At 67.0% G+C, this 20,399-nt stretch carries 13 protein-coding genes and 1 pseudogene; 3 read left to right on the top strand and 11 right to left on the bottom strand.

Features of this window, described 5'->3' with window-relative positions; translation table 11 throughout:
- The first annotated feature begins 238 nt into the window (after positions 1-238).
- A complete protein-coding gene (locus DTA15_RS19105) occupies positions 239-5,521 on the top strand; it encodes an autotransporter outer membrane beta-barrel domain-containing protein (protein ID WP_012492959.1) in 5,283 nt (1,760 codons plus the stop codon).
- An 85-nt stretch (positions 5,522-5,606) separates the two neighbouring features.
- Here the strand turns inward: DTA15_RS19105 and DTA15_RS19100 are convergent.
- The 6 genes and pseudogenes from DTA15_RS19100 to DTA15_RS19075 form a co-directional block, all read right to left on the bottom strand.
- Positions 5,607-6,330, bottom strand: a pseudogene (locus DTA15_RS19100) (amino acid ABC transporter ATP-binding protein).
- A complete protein-coding gene (gltK, locus tag DTA15_RS19095; RefSeq protein WP_006483854.1) occupies positions 6,327-7,004 on the bottom strand; it encodes a glutamate/aspartate ABC transporter permease GltK in 678 nt (225 codons plus the stop codon). Before gltK ends, DTA15_RS19100 begins: the two are co-directional and overlap by 4 nt.
- Complete coding sequence (locus DTA15_RS19090; protein WP_006483858.1) at positions 7,004-7,744, bottom strand: amino acid ABC transporter permease; 741 nt, start codon at positions 7,742-7,744, stop codon at positions 7,004-7,006. The genes gltK and DTA15_RS19090 overlap by 1 nt, the downstream gene beginning before the upstream one ends.
- 84 nt (positions 7,745-7,828) lie before the next feature.
- A complete protein-coding gene (locus DTA15_RS19085; RefSeq protein ID WP_006483860.1) occupies positions 7,829-8,722 on the bottom strand; it encodes a glutamate/aspartate ABC transporter substrate-binding protein in 894 nt (297 codons plus the stop codon).
- 261 nt (positions 8,723-8,983) lie between these two features.
- On the bottom strand, positions 8,984-10,270 hold the full coding sequence (locus tag DTA15_RS19080; protein WP_006483853.1) for a Glu/Leu/Phe/Val family dehydrogenase: 1,287 nt from the start codon (positions 10,268-10,270) through the stop codon (positions 8,984-8,986).
- Positions 10,271-10,547: 277 nt separating this feature from the next.
- Entirely contained in the window at positions 10,548-11,510 is a 963-nt protein-coding gene (locus tag DTA15_RS19075; protein WP_006483851.1) for a LysR substrate-binding domain-containing protein, read from the bottom strand.
- Between the two features lie 264 nt (positions 11,511-11,774).
- Here DTA15_RS19075 and purB point away from each other — a divergent pair, with 264 nt between their 5' ends.
- Entirely contained in the window at positions 11,775-13,163 is a 1,389-nt protein-coding gene (purB, locus tag DTA15_RS19070; protein ID WP_006483408.1) for an adenylosuccinate lyase, read from the top strand.
- 66 nt (positions 13,164-13,229) lie between these two features.
- Here the strand turns inward: purB and DTA15_RS19065 are convergent, their stop codons facing one another.
- Positions 13,230-14,651 (bottom strand): NAD(P)/FAD-dependent oxidoreductase, encoded by a 1,422-nt coding sequence (locus DTA15_RS19065; protein WP_006483418.1) that lies wholly within the window; start codon positions 14,649-14,651, stop codon positions 13,230-13,232.
- Positions 14,652-14,927: 276 nt separating this feature from the next.
- Between DTA15_RS19065 and DTA15_RS19060 the strand changes: the two genes are divergently transcribed.
- A complete protein-coding gene (locus tag DTA15_RS19060; protein WP_006483411.1) occupies positions 14,928-15,575 on the top strand; it encodes a TetR/AcrR family transcriptional regulator in 648 nt (215 codons plus the stop codon).
- 71 nt (positions 15,576-15,646) lie between these two features.
- Here the strand turns inward: DTA15_RS19060 and DTA15_RS19055 are convergent, their stop codons facing one another.
- The 4 genes from DTA15_RS19055 to edd form a co-directional block, all read right to left on the bottom strand.
- Positions 15,647-16,150 (bottom strand): gluconokinase, encoded by a 504-nt coding sequence (locus DTA15_RS19055; protein ID WP_006483421.1) that lies wholly within the window; start codon positions 16,148-16,150, stop codon positions 15,647-15,649.
- A 13-nt stretch (positions 16,151-16,163) separates the two neighbouring features.
- On the bottom strand, positions 16,164-17,525 hold the full coding sequence (locus DTA15_RS19050; RefSeq protein ID WP_006483417.1) for a GntP family permease: 1,362 nt from the start codon (positions 17,523-17,525) through the stop codon (positions 16,164-16,166).
- Between the two features lie 219 nt (positions 17,526-17,744).
- Positions 17,745-18,371, bottom strand: a complete 627-nt coding sequence (gene eda / locus DTA15_RS19040) for a bifunctional 4-hydroxy-2-oxoglutarate aldolase/2-dehydro-3-deoxy-phosphogluconate aldolase (RefSeq protein WP_006483410.1) — start codon at positions 18,369-18,371, stop codon at positions 17,745-17,747.
- Between the two features lie 19 nt (positions 18,372-18,390).
- Positions 18,391-20,247: a phosphogluconate dehydratase gene (edd, locus tag DTA15_RS19035; protein WP_006483415.1), complete on the bottom strand. Its 1,857-nt coding sequence runs from the start codon at positions 20,245-20,247 to the stop codon at positions 18,391-18,393.
- Between the last annotated feature and the right edge of the window lie 152 nt (positions 20,248-20,399).

Raw genomic sequence — 20,399 nt, 5'->3', positions numbered from 1 at the left:
CCCACACAAATCAAAAATACCACGCACTACGGTTCGCATCATTACAGTTTCCAGTTTATCGATAATCGACGCCCATTCGAATCAGTAGACTCCGCCCATCCTCGGTGTAACTAAACACGATTGGCGCGACACGCAGCCATAGCCGCCGCACGCCCCTTCGGATTATTTCCCCACCGCGGAATGCGAATTCGCCGAATGGCGGCGAATGCCACGTCAAAAGAAGAAAGAGGGGTATGTCGTGAATCACTCATTTCGATCGATATGGAGCGAGGCCGCCGGCTGCTGGGTCGCGGTGGCGGAAACGACCCGGGCGCGCGGCAAGCGCTCGGGCAGCGCATCGGGGGCAAGTCGCCGCACCGCGCACGAGGCAACGCGTCACGCCACGCGCCGGTCGCCACTGCGCGTCGCGGCGCTCGGCGCCGCCCTGGCCGCGCTGTCGGTCGGCACCGTACACGCGTCGACCTGCGGCAACGGCGCCGCAATCGCGAGCGGCGGCACCTGCGTGCTCGACAGTTTCAACCCGACCGTCAACAACGACCTCGTCGGCGCCACGACCGTGTCGGGCGGCGACCGGGTCGGCCTGACGGGCGCCTGGACGGGCGCGACCGGCGACATGGGCTACACGCCGATGCCGCTCGCCAACACGTCCATCATTTCGGGCAACTCGAATCAGCCGTTGGTCACGCTCGGCGGCAAGACGCAAAGCGTCGGCACCCCCGATTCGATCACGGGCGGTCGCACGTCCGTCGCCACCTACGACTCGTCCGCGTTCGTGTCGTCGAACGCCGGCTCGACCGTCGTGCAGGTGTACCACGACGTGAACGGCGACCAGTACGTGAACACGCGGATCGGCACGGTCGCAAGCTCGGGCGGCACGCTCGACGTCTCGATCGGCAACGCGGCGAACGCGCCCGCGGCGACCGGCAACGTGATGACGATCGCGGCCAAGCAGAGCGATCTCACCTACGCGGACGGCACCGGCTCGGTCCCGAGCGTCATCAACTGGAATTCGCGCAACCAGATCTGGTTCATCACCGGCGACTATCTCGCGAGCGGCGGCCCCGTCGGCAGCATCCAGCTCGACGTGCCGACCTACGCGGGCACCTTCACCGCGTTCGACGGCAGCACGTGGACCGTCACCGATGCCGCGTCGCTCGCCGCGTACAACGACTTTCTCGTGCGTTCGGTCCGCAACGGCGCGCTCGGCTCGCAGACCGCCTACGACAACGCATTCGGCCAGGCCGTGACGCTCTCCCCGCAGACCTTCGAGTATGCGAACAACGTGTCGCCCGGCGACAAGAACGCGCTGCCCCGGAACTACCCGTCCGCGATGCACGGCACGGGCGCAAACGCGACGCTGCACATCGGCGAGGACGGCCAGATCGACTTCCGCGGCTCCAACACGATCGACGCGAGCGCGGCGGTCGTCGCGGAGAACGGTGCGCACTTCGTCAACGACGGGCGCCTGTCGGGCGACTTCACGCTGGTGCGCCTGCTGAGCGGCGCGAGCGGCGTCAACAACGGCACGATCTCATCCGGCTACACGGCCGGCGACAACGTCGACACGGGCACCGCCCGGCCCGACAACTTCGGGCTCGGCACGTATGTCGAAGGCAGCGGCGTGTATGCGAACGGCGCGGGCACCACGTTCGTCAACAACGGCGTGATGAACGTCGGCGCGTGGGATCTCACCCGCAACCGGCTCGACCTGCAGAACTACGCGGTGGCCGCGACGGACGGCGCGCACGCGTCGAACGCCGGCACGATCAACGTCGGCGTCAACGCGACGACGCTGGACAGCCAGGTGATCGGCGGCCTCGTCGCCGGCGGCAGCTTCACGAACGAAGCCGGCGGCACGATCTATCTCGGCCGCGCCGCGCAGTACGACGTCGCCGCGCCCGAAGCCACGAACGACGTCGCGCTCGCCGCGCACGCGTACGGCATCCTGCTCGGCGCGTCGGGCACCGCGAGCAATCTCGGCACGATCGTGATCGGCACGCAGACCCAGAACGGCGCCGCGCTGGCGAGCATCGGCTCGACTTCCGGCACGCTGACCAACGCGGGCGCGATCGTCGTCAACGGCGCCGCGGCCGGCACGCCGCTCGCCAACGTCGGCATGCTGGCGGCCAACACCGCCGCGACCGTGACCAACACGGGCACGATCACGCTGAATGGCGTGAACGGCATCGGCATCATGGTCGTCGGCACCGGCACGAACGCGACGGCCGCGACGTCGACCGGCACGATCAACGTGGCGGGTGGCCTCGATCCTGCGTCGGGCACGCGCAACTATGGCGTCTGGGCCGAGGGGCCGCTCGCGAAGGCCACGCTCGACGGCGCGCTGAACCTGACGGGCGCGGGCGCGATCGGCGTGCATGCGCGTTCGGGCGCGACGATCGACGTCGGCGCGAACGCCGTGCCGGCCTTCATGTCCGGCACCAACCAGATCGGCTTCTACGCCTACGGCGCGGGCTCGAAAATCAACGTCGCCGCGCAGCACCTGAGCGTCGACACCGACGATTCGACGCTGTTCCGCGTCGCGGGTGGCGCGGCCTACACGGGTGCATCCACGGCCGGCGTGCTGACGACCGACGTCAACGGCCAGCGCTCGCGCGGCGTACTCGCAACCGACGCCGGCACCACGCTGTCGACCGGCAACGCGGTCTACGACGTCAACGGCGCGAACGGCATCGCGATCGCGGTCGAAGGCGGCGCGAAGGGCACGATCGACGCCGGCGCGACGATCAACCTGAACGCGGCCGGCGCGACGGCGGGCGTCGTCGACGGGCAGGCGCACGACCTCGCCGGCGCGAATGCCGGCGCGCCGGTCGCGACGACGCTGACCAACCACGCGGCCGTCACGTCGTCGACCGCCGGCGTGACCGGCTTCATCGCGCAGAATCTCGGCACGCTCGAGAACCGCAGCACGGTGCTGCTGACCGGCGCCGGCTCGACGGGCGTCGTGGCCGGCACGCTCGGCACGGTGAACAACGCGTCGACGATCCGCGTGACCAACGGCACCGGCGCGCTCGTGCAGGGTGCGTCGGCCACGCTCGCCAATGCGGGTTCGATCGAAGCCGACGACGGTGTCGCGGGCGTGCGTCTGACGGGGGCCGGCGCATCGGTCGCGTTGTCGGGCGCCGGCACCGTCATCGCGAACGGCAACGCCGACGGCGTGCTGATCGACTCGACCGTCACGGGCGGCGGCATCGCGGCCGGCGCGACGTCGATCGCGGTCGGCGGCTCGGGCAGCGGGGTCCGCAACCTCGGTGCGAATGCAACGATCGCGCTGTCCGGCACGCAGGTCGCCACGACCGGCAACGGCGCCGACGGCCTCACATCGACCGGCGCCGGCGCGCGTATCGCGACCGATGCGGCCACGGTCGTCCGCACGGCGGGGGCCGATGCGCGCGGCGTGTCCGTGTCAGGCGCCGACTCCACGCTCACGGCCAACGGGACGACCATCGCGACGACCGGCGCGAACGCGCATGCGATCATCATGGACGGTGGCGCGACAGCCCTGCTGTCGGGCGCGAAAGTCACCGCGTCGGGCAACGCGGCCGACGGCATCGTCGCGCAAAACGGCGGCCGCATCGCCGATACGGGTTCGTCGCTCGCCAGCGCGGCCGGCAGCGGCGCCACCGCGAACAGCGGCGGCGTGCTCGCGTTGACCGGCACGGCGCTCACGGGCGCGACGGCCGGCGTGCTGACGTCGGACACGCTCGCGAACGGCGCGACCAGCTCGGTGCTCATCGACGGCGGCAGCGTGACGTCCGCCACCGGGCCGGCCTTCGCCGCGCGCGGCGGCACGGCCGACATCGCGGTGCGCAACGGCACGGTCGTGACGGCCGGCAACGGCACGCTGCTGAATCTCGCGAACGGCAGCAACGTCACGTTCAGCGCATCGGCGGTCAACCTCGCGGGCGACATCGTGTCGGACGCGTCGAGCACCGGCAACGTGTTCCTCGCGAACGGCACCACGCTGACCGGCAAGATCGACCCGGTCGCGCTGACCGTCGACGGCACGAGCACGTGGCGCATGACGGGCAGCTCGGTGCTGAGCAGCCTGACCAACGCGGGCCTCGTCGCGTTCGCCGCGCCGACCGGCTCGCCGACGCTGACGGGCAGCTACAAGACGCTGACGACCGGCGGCTACGTCGGCAACGGCGGCACGATCGCGCTGAACACGTATCTCGGCGCCGACGCATCGCCGACCGACCGGCTGATCGTGAACGGCGGCGCGGCGACCGGCACGACCGGCCTGAAGATCGCCAACACGGCCGGCGCCGGCGCGCAGACGACCGGCGACGGGATTGCCGTGGTCGTCACGGCCAACGGCGGCACGACCACCGCGTCGGCGTTCCATCTCGCCGGCCCGGTACAGGCCGGCGCGTACGAATACCGGCTCTATCGCGGCGGGCAAGGCGATGCGAACGGCTGGTACCTGCGTTCGCAGCTCGACCCGACCGACCCGGTCGACCCGATCCACCCGTCCGGCGGCGGCGACGGCGGCAGCAACGGGAATGGCAACGGCAACGGCGGCGCGCTCGCGTATCGTCCGGGCGTCTCCGGCTACGCGATGACGCCGCTGCTGAACGCCGACTACGGCTTCTCGACGCTCGGCAGGCTGCACGAGCGCGTCGGCGACCTCTACAACGTCGAGAAGCAACAGCCCGGCAATCGCGACGGCGTGTGGGGGCGCATCGGCGGCCAGAGTCTCGATGCGAACGCGGGTCGCTTCTCGGCCGACGAACGCACGTTCTTCGCGCAGTTCGGCAAGGACTGGACGCTCGACCAGGCACCGGGCGGCGCCGGCAGCACGCATGCGGGCGTGACGGCCAGCATCGGCGTGTCGAACGCGAGCTTCAGCGACATGGCGCGCGCCGGCTCGCCGAACCTGTCGACGTCGACGGGCTCGGTCGAGATGCATGCACAGAGCGTCGGCGGCTACTGGACCCGCTACCTGTCCGACGGCACCTACTTCGACAGCGTCGGGCAGGTCACGCACTACGGCAACCGCTATCGCGACAGCTACGGCAACGAAGCGTCGCAGAACGGCTTCGGCGTCGCGCTGTCGCAGGAAGTCGGCAAGCCGTTCGCGATCGGCACGTTCCCCGTTGCGATCGAGCCGCAGGCGCAGCTGATGTATCAATACCTGAAGCTGAACGGGTTCAACGACAACGTGTCGGCCGTATCGGGCACGACGACGAATGCGCTGCGCGGCCGCGTCGGCGTGCGCATCTTCCGGCCGAACCTCCAGTCGGACGCGGGCGGCGGCGCCGCGACGCCGTACTTCACGGCCGACGTGCTGCACGACTTCCTGTCGCCGGGGCAGACCGTCGTCGGCGGCACGCCGTTCGCCACGCATCTCGGGCGCACCTGGTACGAGCTCGGCGTCGGCGTGACCGCCGGCTTCGGCAAGTCGGGCGAGCTGTACGCGAACGCGAAGATCGCGCGCAACATCGGCGGTGACTACCGGCGCGGGATCGTCGGGCAGGTCGGCTACCGGTACAGCTGGTAACGCCCGGCGGCGGACGAAAAAAAACCGCCCGGCTGCCTGCCGGGCGGTTTTCGCATGGTCGCGCGCCAAAACGCGCGAACGCTCATCAGTGCAGGATCTTCGCGAGGAAGTCCTTCGCGCGTTCCGATTTCGGATTCGAGAAGAAATCATCCTTGCGGTCGTCCTCGACGATCGCGCCCTTGTCCATGAAGATCACGCGATGCGCGACCTTCTTCGCGAAGCCCATCTCGTGCGTGACGACCATCATCGTCATCCCTTCCTGCGCGAGTTCGACCATCACGTCGAGCACTTCGTTGATCATCTCGGGATCGAGCGCGGACGTCGGCTCGTCGAACAGCATCGCGATCGGGTCCATCGACAGCGCGCGCGATCGCGACACGCTGCTGCTGGCCGCCCGACAACTGGCCCGGATACTTGTGCGCATGCGCCTTCAGGCCGACGCGATCGAGCAGCTTCATGCCCTTCTCCGCCGCTTCGTCCTTGCCGCGGCCGAGCACCTTGATCTGCGCGAGCGTCAGGTTCTCGGTGATCGACAGGTGCGGGAACAGCTCGAAATGCTGGAACACCATCCCGACCTTCGAGCGCAGCTTCGACAGGTTCGTCTTCTTGTCGCCGACCGACTGGCCGTTCACGAGGATCTCGCCCTGCTGGAACGGCTCCAGGCCGTTCACGGTCTTGATCAGCGTCGACTTGCCCGAGCCCGACGGCCCGCACACGACGACCACCTCGCCTTTCTTGACCTCGGTCGTGCATTCGGTGAGGACCTGAAACTGGCCGTACCACTTCGAAACGTTCTTGATGGAAATCATCTTGTGACCTTTTTCTGGAGACCCTTGACGAGAGCAGACGCCAACGAGCAAATCACGAAATAGCATGCGCCGGCGAACAGGACCATCTCGACGGTCGTGCCGTCGCGATCGCCGATGTTGGCGGCCGTGCGGAAGAAGTCCGCGAGACTGATCACGTACACGAGCGACGTATCCTGGAACAGGACGATCGCCTGCGTGAGTAGCAGCGGCACCATCGCGCGGAACGCCTGCGGCAGGATCACGAGGCGCATCGCCTGCGCGTAGTTCATGCCGAGCGCGAACGCGGCATTCACCTGCCCGCGCGGCACCGCCTGGATGCCGGCGCGGATGATCTCGGAATAATACGCGGCTTCGAACAACGAGAACGCGACCATCGCCGAGGCAAGGCGGATGTCGATCGTCGGCGACAGCCCGAGCACGCCCTGCAGCACCTGCGGCACGATCAGGAAGAACCACAGCAGCACCATCACGAGCGGGATCGAGCGGAACACCGTCACGTACGCCTTCGCGAACCATGCGAGCGGCTTGACGCCGGACAGCCGCAGCAGCGCCAGCAGCGTGCCCCAGACGATCCCGACCACGATCGCGATCAGCGTGATCTTGAACGTGACGACCGCCCCCGACCACAGCGTCGGCAGCGCGCCGGGAATACTACTCCAGTCGAACTGATGCATCACTTGCCTCCGATATAGCCGGGCAGCCGCGTACGGCCTTCGATCCAGCGCATGAACGCCATCACGACGAGGTTGATCAGCACGTAGGCGAGCGTGACCGCGATGAACGACTCGTAGGTCTGCGCGGTGTAGTCGACGAGCTGGCGCGCCTGCGCGGACAGGTCGAGCAGACCGATCGTCGACGCGACGGCGGAATTCTTGAAGATGTTCAGGAATTCCGACGTGAGCGGCGGCACGATGATCCGGTATGCCACGGGCAGCAGCACGTAGCGATACGTCTGCCATTGCGTGAAACCCATCGCGAGGCCGGCCGCGCGCTGGCCCTTCGGCAGCGCGTTGATCCCCGAACGCACCTGTTCGCACACGCGCGCGCCCGTGAACAGGCCGAGACAGACGATCGACGCGGTAAAGAACTGCGTGGTCGGCGGCAACTGCTTGATCCAGGTGCCGATCGACGCAGGCAGCAACTCGGGTATCACGAGATACCAGACGAAGAACTGCACGATCAGCGGAATGTTCCGGAAGATCGACACGTACACGGTACCGATCGCGGACAGCCATTTGTTCGGCACGGTGCGCAGCACGCCGAACAGCGACCCGACGATCAGCGCGATGACCCAGGCGACGAGCGACACTTCGATCGTCACCCAGAAGCCGGACATCAGCCATCCGAAATAAGTCGTCGGCTCGCCGGTCGACACGGGGCTCAGAAAGATGCCCCAGTTCCAGTGGTAAGACATGGGCAAGACTCCAGCAAAAAGAAACGGAAGAAGCAGCGCCTCTTCCGTTTCAGTAGCGTCATTTCTGCATCAACGGCCGTGTGGTCAGTCGAGCGCCTTGTCGTTCGGGTTCGCGTACAGCTTCTTCATCGAATCGGACAGCGGGAAGTTCAGGTTCAGCCCCTTCGGCGGGATCGGGTTCTCGAACCACTTCGCGTAGATCTTCGCGGCTTCGCCCGACTTCTCGACTTGCGAGATCGCGTCGTCGACGACCTTCTTGAAGTCGGCGTCGCCCTTGCGCATCATGCAGCCGTAAGCCTCTTCCGATTGCGGCGTGCCGACGATCACCCATTCGCCCGGCTGCTTCGCCTTCGCGCGCTCGCCCGCGAGCAGCGCGTCATCCATCATGAATGCGACCGCGCGGCCCGATTCCAGCGTGTTGAACGAATCGCCGTGATCCTTCGCGCTGATGATGTTCATGCCGAGCTGCTTGTCGTTGTTCATCTTGCGCAGCAGGCGCTCCGACGTCGTGCCGGCCGTCGTCACGACCGTCTTGCCCTTCAGGTCGGCGAAATCCTTGACGCCCGAATCCTTCTTCGTCATCAGGCGCGTGCCGATCACGAAGATCGTGTCGGAGAACGCAGCCTGCTGCTGGCGCTCGAGGTTGTTGGTCGTCGAGCCGCACTCGATGTCGACCGTGCCGTTCTGCACCAGCGGAATACGGTTCTGCGACGTGACGGGGATGTTCTTCACCTGCAGGTTCGGCAGGTTCAGCTTCTTCTTCACCGCGTCGACCACCTTCAGCTGGAACTCGCGCGAATAGCCGACCACCTGCTGGTTCTGGTCGTAATAGGAGAACGGAATCGACGATTCGCGGTGGCCCAGCGCGATCACGCCCGTGTCCTTGATCTTCTTCAGCGTGCCCGTCTCCTGAGCATGCGCGCCGCTTGCGAACGCGCAAAGCGCCGCGACCGTCAGGACTGCCTTGTGGAATTTCATTTTGGTCATCTCCTTGGCTAAAACCCGCGCCAGTGTATCAAAGTAATATTTTTGAAAGTACTGGTTGTTTACCGCACTACGAATCGCCCTGTGCGAAGCCTTCCTCCAGACTTCGGGCGCTCCGAATGCGCGCGCGGGCGATGCCGGATCCGGCACCGCCCGCGAGGGTTCATATCCGCAATCGGGTGGATTGCGTCATGAATCGATCATAGTCGACGATCAGGGACGCCCGGTTAGGGACGCCCGGTCAGGGACGCCCGATCAGGGGTAGAGGCCGCGCATTTCGCGCGCCATCAGGATGCGCTTGCACGCGACGATGAACGCCGCCGTACGCACCGTCACCTTGTGCTCTTCCGCGACCGCCCACACGCCGGCGAACGCTTCGCGCATCACGCGCTCGAGACGATGGTTGATCTCGTCTTCCGTCCAGAAGAAGCTCGAGAAATCCTGCACCCACTCGAAGTACGACACGGTCACGCCGCCCGCGTTCGCGATCACGTCGGGGATCACCAGCACGCCGTTCGCGCTCAGGATGTCGTCCGCCGCCGTCGTCGTCGGGCCGTTCGCGCCTTCGACGATGATCTTCGTGCGGATCTTCGCTGCGTTCTTCTCGGTGATCTGGTTTTCCAGTGCCGCCGGGATCAGGATGTCGGTCTCGACCGTCCAGAACTCGTCGTTCGGCATCGGCTCGGCGCCTTCGAAGCCCGCGACGCCGCCCGTGCGTGCGACGTGGTCGAGCAGCTTGTTCGAATCGAGGCCGGCCGGCTGGTAGATCGTGCCCGTGTGATCCTGCACCGCGATCACCTTCGCACCCGCTTCCTGGAACAGCTTCGCCGCGATGCCGCCGACGTTGCCGAAGCCCTGCACCGCGATGCGCGCGCCTTCGATCTCGAGGCCCTTCTTCTTCGCCGCTTCCGAGCCGACGACGAACACGCCGCGGCCCGTGGCTTCCTTGCGGCCGAGCGAACCGCCGAGCGAGATCGGCTTGCCGGTCACGACGCCGGTCGACGTCTGGCCCTGGTTCATCGAGTACGTGTCCATCATCCACGCCATCACCTGTTCGTTGGTGTTGACGTCCGGTGCCGGAATGTCGGTGTTCGGCCCGATGATGATGCCGATTTCGCTGGTGTAGCGGCGCGTCACGCGCTCGAGCTCACCACGCGACAGCTTGCGCGGGTCGACGCGGATGCCGCCCTTCGCACCGCCGTACGGCACGTTCACGGCCGCGTTCTTCACCGACATCCATGCCGACAGCGCCATCACTTCCGACAGCGTCACGTCCTGGTGGTAGCGCACGCCGCCCTTGCCCGGGCCGCGCGACACGTTGTGCTGCACGCGATAGCCTTCGAAGTGCGCGACGGTGCCGTTGTCGAGCTCGATCGGGCAGTCGACGATCAGGATGCGCTTCGGGCGCTTCAGCGTTTCGAGCCAGCGCGACAGCGAACCGAGGTACGGCGCGACGCGATCGACCTGCTGAAGGTAGTTGCCCCACGGGCCGAGATCGTCGGCGTGCAGGTAGGACGGGATGGACTGCTGTTGCGAAGACATGGATGCTCCAACGTTCAACGGATTGCGCACATTGTCGAAAAACCGGTTTTTTTTATCCAATGCCGTTTGTTTATTCGATTATGCGTTTCTTGCATGATCGCGATTTTTCGCAAATCCGCGGTCGATTTGCGCAAGAACGGCCGCGATCGGCCGTGCATCGCGTTCGCGAAAAATCGGATGGCGTGGATGCGTGCCGCCCGCCGGACCGCCGTCCGACAGGCGCCGCAAGGCCGCCGTCGGCCGGCCGGGCCCGGTTGGCCGGATTAACCGCCGGCGGTTAATCTGCCGTGTCGCCGGCTGTGTCGCGCAGTTCGTCACGCACGACGTCCCACAGTGCGCGCACCAGTTTCTGCCGCGGCTCGTCGCCCTGCAGCGCGAGCTTGTCGCAGTACAGCCGGATCTCCATCGTCAGCGTGAACGGATGCGCGCCGCGCGCCGACCGGTCGAGCCGGATCAGCCGGCCGCCCGCGACCGCATCGTCGACCGCGCTGTGCGGCAGGAACGCGACGCCGTGCCCCGCGAGCGCCATCGCCTTCAGCCCTTCGGCCATGTCGGTTTCGTACACGCGATCGAGGAACAGCCGGGTCGGCGCATTCGCGATGATGACTTCGGTCATCCGGCCGAGATACGCGTTCGGCGTATACGACAGGTACGGCACGCGCGCGTCGGCCGCGCCCGGCAGCGTATGGCGCGGCCGGCCCGCGCGGCCGGGCGCCGAGAACGGGCTGATCGGCTCGCTGCCGAGGATCAGCATGTCGTAGCGCGCCGGGTCGAGCGCGACCGGGTGGCTCGGGTGGTGGTAGCCCATCACGAGATCGCAGCCGCCCTCGACGAGCGACAGCACCGCGTCGTGCACGTTCAGCGCGCGCAGCCGCGTGTGGACCTGGCCCATCTTCGCCTCGATCCGCTGCAGCCAGCGCGGGAAATACGTGAGCGACAGCGTGTGCGGCACCGCGAATTCGATCGTCGGCACCGGCGCGCCGACGTGGCCACGCAGCAGCGTGCGCGCCTCGTGCGCCTGCGACAGCATCGTCAGCGCCTGCTCGTAGAAGATCTGTCCGGCCTGCGTGAGCCGCGTCGGATAGACCGACCGATCGATCAGCTCGGTCGCGAGCCACGCCTCGAGCGCCTGGATACGCCGCGAAAACGCCGGCTGCGACACGTGCCGCAGCTCGGCGGACCGGCTAAAGCTGCGCGTTTCCGCGAGGGAGACGAAGTCTTCGAGCCATTTCAGTTCCATGCAGGCGGGCGCGGCGGGCGGCGGTCGGGAAGAAGCCTGCATTCTACCGGCGGCCGGACCCGGCCGGCGGTGTCGAGCGCGGCCCGGCGAGCCGGCGCGGGCGCCCGCCGGCCGGCCATTCGCGCGTCGCTGCGCCGCCGCCCGGGCGTCGCGCGCCCGCGGCCACCGCGGCCGGACCGGTTCGGCCGGGATCGGCCCGCGCCAATGGTAAAATGCCGGATTCTCCTTCCCCTCGCTCGACCCGGCCCCAAGGCCCGCCCGATCATGTCCGACACTCGTCCCGATACGCTTTTCGCCCTCACCGCGCTCTCGCCCATCGACGGCCGCTACGCCAGCAAGACCGAAGCGCTGCGCGACTGGCTCTCCGAAGCCGCTTTCATGCGCCACCGCGTCACCGTCGAGGTGCACTGGCTGATCGCGCTGTCGCGCGCCGGCTTCGCGGAAGTCCCGCGCTTCTCCGATGCGTCGGAACAGTTCCTGCTGCAGCTCGCCGAGCGCTTCACCGCGCACGACGCCGCGCGCATCAAGGAAATCGAGCGCGTGACGAACCACGACGTGAAGGCCGTCGAATACTGGCTGAAGGAATCGGTGAAGGGCCAGGCCGAACTCGAGAAGGCGAGCGAATTCATCCACTTCGCGTGCACGTCCGAGGACATCAACAACACGTCGCACGGGATGATGCTCGCCGGCGCGCGCGAACACGTGATCCTGCCGGCGCTGCGCACGGTCTACCAGCGCCTCGTCGCGCTCGCGCACGCCCACGCCGAACAGCCGATGCTGTCGCGCACGCACGGCCAGCCGGCCAGCCCGACGACGCTCGGCAAGGAACTCGCGAACGTCGCGGCCCGCCTCGCCCGCGCGATCACGCGCATCGAGAAGGTCGAGATCCTCGGCAAGATGAACGGCGCGGTCGGCAACTTCAACGCGCACCTGTCCGCGTATCCGGAATTCGACTGGGAAGCGTTCTCGCGCGACGTGATCGAAAACCGCCTGAAGCTCACGTTCAACCCGTACACGATCCAGATCGAGCCGCACGACTACATGGCCGAACTGTTCGACGCGGTCGCCCGCGCGAACACGATCCTGCTCGACCTCGACCGCGACGTGTGGGGCTACATCTCGGTCGGCTACTTCAAGCAGAAGACGAAAGCCGGCGAAATCGGCTCGTCGACGATGCCGCACAAGGTCAACCCGATCGACTTCGAGAACTCGGAAGGCAACCTCGGCCTCGCGAACGCGACGCTGCGCCACCTCGCCGACAAGCTGCCGGTGTCGCGCTGGCAGCGCGACCTGACCGACTCGACGGTGCTGCGCAACATGGGCGTCGCGCTCGGCTACTCGCTGCTCGCGTACGACTCGCTGATCCGCGGCCTCGACAAGCTCGAAGTGAACCCGCAGCGCCTGAACGAAGATCTCGACAACTGTTGGGAAGTGCTCGCCGAGCCGGTGCAGACGGTGATGCGCCGCTACGGCATCGAGAACCCGTACGAGCAGCTGAAGGAACTGACGCGCGGCAAGGGCATCACGCGCGAGGCGCTGCAGGAATTCGTCGGCACGCTGGCGATCCCGCAGGATGCGAAGGAGCGCCTGCTCGCGATGACGCCGGCGTCGTACATCGGCAAGGCCGTCGAACTCGCGAAGCGGATCGCGTAAGCGCCGCCGCCTGACGAAAAAAGCCCGATGCGAGCAATCGCATCGGGCTTTTTGCTTGTCGGACGATCAGAACGAAATCATCCGCCCCGGGTTGAGCGCGCTCATCACGCTCATCGCCGCCTTCGCGGCCGGAATCGCGATCGGCGACAACTGCCGGCCAAGCGGAATCGCGCGATGGTCGATGCCCGTGAGCATCGAGAAATCGTCGTTGCGACCGACGAAATCGTCGCAGATCGCCTTGCCGATCCGCACCGTCTGCGCGACGCCGTGCCCGCTCCAGCCCTGCACCATGTACATCGGCACGCGGCCGTCGGTCTTGCGGCTGTCGGTGGCGCCGTTCAGCGTGAAGTCGCTGACGCCGCTCCAGCAGTAGTCGAGCGCGAAGCGGCCGTCGTGCTGCGGAAACACCGTGTTCAGCCGCGTCAGCAGATACGCGTTGACGTCGGGCTGCGCCCAGCAGGTGCCGGTGCCCTGCCCGCCGAACAGCAGCCGGTTGCCGCGTACCGGCCGGTAGTAGTCGATCTGGAACTGCGTGTCGTACACCGGCATCCCGGCCGGCATCAGCGTCGCGACGTCGACGTCGAGCGGCGCCGTCACGCTCACGTACGTGAAGAACGGCACGGTGGTCGCCGCGCCGTCGTCCAGCAGCCGGAACGTCGTGTTGTGCAGCGCGAGCACGACGCCGCGGCGCGCGGTGATCGTGCCGCCCGGCGTCGTCGCGACGACGCCCGCGGGCGTCTCGTCGAGCTCGAGCACTTCGGTGCCCTCGTACAGCGCGCCGCCGTTCAGCTGGAAGCCGTGCACGAGGCCGCGCACCAGCGCGAGCGGATGGATCTGCCCGCCGATCGCGTCGATCGCCGCGCCGTGGTACAGCCCCGAGCGCACGTATTCGTCGTGCAGCTGATGGCGGCCGACGAGCGTCACGCCCGCATCGCCGAGATGACGGCGCGCATCCGCGCCGTCGAGCAGCGCGCTCATGTGGCCGGGGTGAACCGCCGCCGTCACGTGGCCGCGCTTGCGGTCGAGATCGAGCGCGTAACGCGCGCCGATCTCGTCGATCAGGTCCATCGACTCGGCCGACGCGAAGCGCCACAGCCGCTTCGCGTCGTCGTGCGCCAGGTGGTCGATCATGTCGGCGGCTTCCCAGCGCGCGAGGCCGGGCGTCAGCTGGCCGCCGTTGCGGCCCGACGCGGCCGAGCCGACGTGATGCTTGTCGACGAGGATCGTGTCGACGCCCGCTTGCGCGAGATGCAGCGCGGCCGACGCGCCGAGCAAGCCCGCGCCGATCACGAGCACGTCGCACACGATGTCATGCGCGAGCGGCGCGCTGTTTTCATGGCGCGACAGCGACGCTTCGTACCAGTTCGCCGGATGCTCGCCGTCGTAGCGGGCCGGATCGCACCAGTTCCAGTTGTCTTTTTCGATGTTCAGTTGCGTTTGCTCGAAACGCGCTTCTCCCTGGATCAGGGGTTTGCTGTTGGACGTCATGATTGCACTTGCATGGTCTTGGGCCGCCTGTCGATGAGCCTGCTGGCTTCGCGGGTGGGGCAGCCGGTTCCACATGGGTGTCAACGAGAAAGGGGGCGCGATGGCCCGTGTTGACGGCGGGCACGCTCGTGCCGCCTGGATCCCGGACTGTGCGAAAGCACGTATTGAAAGGTGCCGGGACACCCAATTTCTACACCGCAGAAATAATTCTACAGTGTAGAATAAGCTTTCGTCAAGTTTACAACTGGCGCCGTGCCGGCCTGCCAGCCCGTCTCGATGAAAGACAAACCTGCCCAGGGGCCGCGCGGCCTCGACAAGGACGCGATCGTCGCGGCCGCGCTCGCGCTGCTCGAAGACGTCGGCGAAGCCGCGTTCAGCGTGCGCAAGCTCGCGCAGTCGGTCGGCTGCGACCCGATGAGCGTGCTGTATCACTTCAAGTCGAAGGAAGGCCTGAGCCGCGCGATCGCGAATGCGCTGTCGCGCTCGCTCGTGCCGGTCGATCCTTCCCTGCCGTGGCGCGAACGGCTGCGCGACCTCGCGCGTCAGTACCGCGCACTCGCGTTGCGCTACCCGGCCGCGTTCGCGCTGCTGCAGCGGCACATGAGTACGGGGCCGGCCGATCTCGCGCACATCGAGGCCGTGCATCGCGCGCTGACCGACGCCGGCATCCCGCGTGCGGCGCTGCCGGCGGTATGCGTCGGCTGGTACGCGAGCGTGATCGGCCTCGCCGCCGCCGAAACGGGCGGCCTCACGCGTGCCGCGAACGACGTCGAACTCGCGGAAATGCACGCGCTGTCCGACGCCGGGCATCCGCTCGTCAAGTCGGCCGCCCCGCTCTATGCGCAGCTCGATCCGGCCGTCGTGCACGACACGATGCTCGACGTGCTGCTCGACGGGATCGCGCAACGCGCGCGCACGGCCTGACCGGCCCGCGCATCGCAAACGAAAAAGGCGCCCGAAGGCGCCTTTTCCATGACGATGGCCGCGGACCGCGCTCAGTGCTGCTGCGCGAGACCGATCTTCAGCATGACCTGATCGACGATCTGCTCGGGCGTCAGCTCGATGCTGACCTCGATCGCCTCGTCCGGGCCCGGCTCCTCGAGCGTGTCCAGCTGGCTCTTCAGCAGCGACGGATCGAAGAAATGGCCGGTGCGGCTCTTCAGGCGCTCCTGCAACACTTCGAACGAACCCTTCAGATACACGAACCGCACGTCGGTGTCGGCGCCGCGCAGCACGTCGCGGTACGACCGCTTCAGCGACGAGCACGTGAACACGGCCGTCTCGCCCGCGCGCTGCTTTTCCTCGATGGCCGCGCGAATCGTGCGCAGCCACGGCCAGCGGTCTTCATCGGTCAGCGGAATACCGTGGTGCATCTTTTCCTTGTTCGCCGCGCTGTGAAACGCGTCGCCATCGGTATAGCTGCACGACAGGCGTTCCGCCAGCATTTCGCCGATCAGCGACTTGCCGGCGCCCGACACGCCCATTGCGATCAGAATCATTGACTACCCCTTGTTACAGAACCATGCTCAGCAGCAACGTGAAACTGAGACCGAGCACCGAGATGATGGTTTCAAGCAGCGACCAGGTCTTGAACGTCTGACCCACCGTCATCCCGAAGTATTCCTTGATCAGCCAGAACCCGCCGTCGTTCACGTGCGAGAAGATCAGCGAGCCCGAGCCCGTCGCGAGCACCAGCAGCTCCGGGCTGACCGACGCGCCCGACGCCGCCGCGATCGGCGCGACGATACCGCAGGCCGTCGTCATCGCGACCGTCGCCGAACCCGTCGCGAGACGCATCAGCGCCGCGACGAACCAGCCGAGCAGCAGCGGCGACAGGTGCGCATGCTTGGCGGTCTCGACGATCTGCTGCGAGATCCCGCTGTCGCGCAGGACACCGCCGAAGCCGCCGCCCGCGCCGACGATCAGCGTGATCCCGGCGATCGGCGCCAGGCACTCGCCGCAGAACTTCTGGATCTGGTCGCGGTTGAAGCCCTGCAGCTTGCCGAACGTGAAGAAGCTCACGAGCACGGCGATCAGCAGCGCGACGTCCGAGTTGCCGGCAAAGCGCAGCAGGTTGTTCGGCAGCGACTTCGGTGCGAACACCAGGTCGGCCCAGCTGCCGACGAGCATCAGCACGACGGGCAGCAGGATCGTGAACAGCGTGATGCCGAAGCTCGGCAGTTCGCGCTTGCGGCCATCCGCGTTCGAATCGACGAATTGCGACGCGAGCGGGTTGTTTTCCGGCAGCTTCACGAACTTCGAGATCGTCAGCGCGAACAGCGGGCCCGCGATGATCGCGGTCGGCACGCCGACGACGAGACCGAAGGCGATCGTCTTGCCGATATCGGCGCCGTATTGCTGGACGGCCAGCAGCGCGGCCGGGTGCGGCGGGATCAGCCCGTGCACGACCGACAGGCCGGCCACCATCGGCAGGCCGACGACGAGCAGCGACTTGCCGGTGCGCTTCGCGACGTTGAACGCGATCGGGATCAGCAGCACGAAGCCGACTTCGAAGAACACCGGCAGGCCGACGATGATCGCGACGAACATCATCGCCCAGTGGATGTTCTTTTCACCGAACCAGTCGATCAGCGTGGTCGCGATCCGTTCGGCGCCGCCCGATTCGGCCATCATCTTGCCGAGCATCGTGCCGAGGCCGACGACGATCGCAATGTGGCCGAGCGTGCCGCCGGTGCCCGTTTCGAACGACTTGACGATCTTGTCCATCGGCATGCCGACGACGAGACCGAGGCCGAGCGAGACGATGATCAGCACCAGGAACGGGTAGATCTTGTAGCGCGCGATCATCAGGATCAGCGCGGCAATCGCGATCAGCGTGAATACGAGCAGCATGCTGCCTTGGACGGCCCCCATGTGGCACTCCTCCTAGAATTGTTCGAACCGGGCGAGTCGTTGCGAGTATGCCCGGCTATGCAGGTCTCCGAAACACGGGGGGTACCCACCCCGTCAGGACGCTGAATTTTACTTATCTTTGCGATCCGCGGATAGAACCGGTTCCATCAGCAAAAACCCTCGGTAAAACAAGCACTAACGCTCGCTTTCCGAGGGCTGATTCTTCATTTCATACAAGTATTAACGGGGCAGCTGGCTCGCCGCTTGCGCGAGGCGCGTGACTTCGGCCCAGTCCTGCGCGGCGAGCGCGGCCTTCGGCGTGAGCCATGAGCCGCCGACGCACACGACGTTCGGCAGTTTCAGGAAGTTCGGCGCGGTATCGACCGTGATGCCGCCCGTCGGGCAGAACTTCAGCGCCGGGAACGGACCGTGGAACGCCTGCAGCATCGGCACGCCGCCCGCCTGCTGCGCGGGGAAGAACTTCACGATGTCGTAGCCGAATTCGAGCGCCTGGATGATGTCGCTCGGCGTCATCACGCCCGGCAGCAGCGGCAGGCCCGCGTCGAGCGACGCGAGGTGCAGCTCCTTCGTCAGGCCCGGCGACACGCCGAACGTGGCGCCCGCGCGCTTCGCCTGCGCGCAGTGCTCGGGCTTCGTGATCGTGCCGACGCCGACGACGATGTCGTCCGCGAGCTGGCTCGCGCGCTGGATCGCTTCCAGCCCGGCCGGCGTGCGCAGCGTGATCTCGAGCACCTTCACGCCGCCCGCGTGCAATGCACGCGACACGTTTTCGCCCTGCTCGACCGAGTCGAATGCGAGCACCGGAATGACCGGGCCCAGCTTCACGATTTCAGCAATCGTCTTCATTGAATTGGCTCCTTGAAATTCATGCGGCGACGCTGACGGCGGTTTCGCCGACCAGCGTCCCGAAAACCGATGCGCCCTGCTCGGCCGGCGCCGCGGCCGCGCGGAACACGCCGAACAGTTCGCGCCCGAAACCGACTTCGTTCTCGGCCTGGTGGCGCGGCTGCGCGACCGGGCGTGCGTGCCACTCGGCGTCGTCGACCTCGATGTCGAGCACGCCGGCTTCCGCGTCGATCACGAGCACGTCGCCCGTCTTCACCTTGCCGATCGGGCCGGCCAGCAACGCTTCCGGCGACACGTGGATCACGGCCGGCACCTTGCCCGACGCGCCCGACATGCGGCCGTCGGTGACCAGCGCGACGTGAAAGCCCTGATCCTGCAACACGCCGAGCAGCGGCGTCAAACGGTGCAGCTCGGGCATGCCGTTGGCGCGCGCGCCCTGGAAGCGCACCACCGCGACGAAATCGCGCTTCAACTCGCCGCGATCGAACGCTTCCTGCACGGCTTCCTGCGAGTCGAACACGATCGCGGGCGCCGTCACCTTGCGGTGCTCGGGCGCGACCGCCGAAATCTTGATCACGCCGCGACCGAGCCGGCCCTGCATCAGGCGCAGGCCGCCGTCCGGCTGGAACGGCTCGCGAATGCCGCGCAGCACCTTCGTGTCGTGGCTCTCGGCCGCGCCATCGACCCACGTCAGCTTGCCGTCGATCAGCTTCGGCTCCTTCGTGTAGTGCGCCAGCCCCTTGCCGGCGACCGTCGTCACGTCCTCGTGCAGCAACCCGCCTTCGAGCAGGTTGCGTACCAGGAACGCGACACCGCCCGCCGCGTGGAAATGGTTCACGTCGGCCTTGCCGTTCGGGTAGATCTTCGCGAGCAGCGGCACGACCGCCGACAGCTCGTCGAAGTCGTTCCAGTCGATCAGGATGCCGGCCGCGCGCGCGATCGCGACGAGGTGCAGCGTGTGATTGGTCGAGCCGCCCGTCGCGAGCAGCGCGACGATCCCGTTGACGATCGCCTTTTCGTCGATCACATGGCCGATCGGCGTGTAGTGGCCGCGCTCGACGGTCAGGTCGAGTACGCGGCGCGCGGCCTCGGCCGTCAGCGCGGTGCGCAGCGGCGTGTGCGGGTGAACGAAGGCCGAGCCCGGCAGGTGCAGCCCCATCAGCTCCATCAGCATCTGGTTGCTGTTCGCGGTGCCGTAGAACGTGCAGGTGCCGTGGCCGTGATAGGCGGCCGATTCGGCTTCGAGCAGCGCGTCGCGGCCGACCTGGCCGGTCGCGAACTGCTGGCGGATCTTCGCCTTGTCGTCGTTCGACAGGCCGCTCGTCATCGGGCCGGCCGGCACGAAGATCGTCGGCAGGTGGCCGAACTGCAGCGCGCCGATCAGGAGGCCCGGCACGATCTTGTCGCAGATGCCGAGGCAGAGCGCCGCGTCGAACATGTTGTGCGTGAGCGCGATCGCCGTGCCCATCGCGATCGCCTCGCGCGAAAACAGCGACAGCTCCATCCCCGGGTTGCCCTGCGTGACGCCGTCGCACATCGCCGGCACGCCGCCCGCGAACTGCGCGACCCCGCCGTTCTCGCGCGCGGCGGCCTTGATGATGTCGGGGAAGTCCTTGTACGGCGCATGCGCGGACAGCATCTCGTTGTACGAGGACACGATGCCGATGTTCGGCTCGCGGATCGCCTTGATCGCGAACTTGTCGTTACCCTCGAGGCCCGCGAAGCCGTGCGCGAGATTCGCGCACGACAGCGCGCCGCGTGCCGGGAACTTGCCTTGCGCGCCGTCGATGCGCTGCAGATAGGCGGAACGGGTCGATTGGCTGCGGGCGATCACGCGTTCGGTGACCTTCGCCAGAGTGGGGTGCAGCGACGTCATGCTGGGCGCTCCTGTATGCCGGCCGACACCGGCGGTTGGAATCGTGGGGACGGTCGAGCTTCGTCGATCGAACGAAGGCAGTCTAGTAGAAAAACTACAAGCACGCAATGTGGTTTCGCGCCCTCGCAACCGTTATTCCCGCCACCAGCAAG

The sequence above is a fragment of the Burkholderia cenocepacia genome, from assembly GCF_900446215.1.
GTDB lineage: Bacteria > Pseudomonadota > Gammaproteobacteria > Burkholderiales > Burkholderiaceae > Burkholderia > Burkholderia cenocepacia.
The sequence above is the reverse complement of the archived record's forward strand: the minus strand, read 5'-3'. Positions and strand labels throughout refer to the sequence as shown.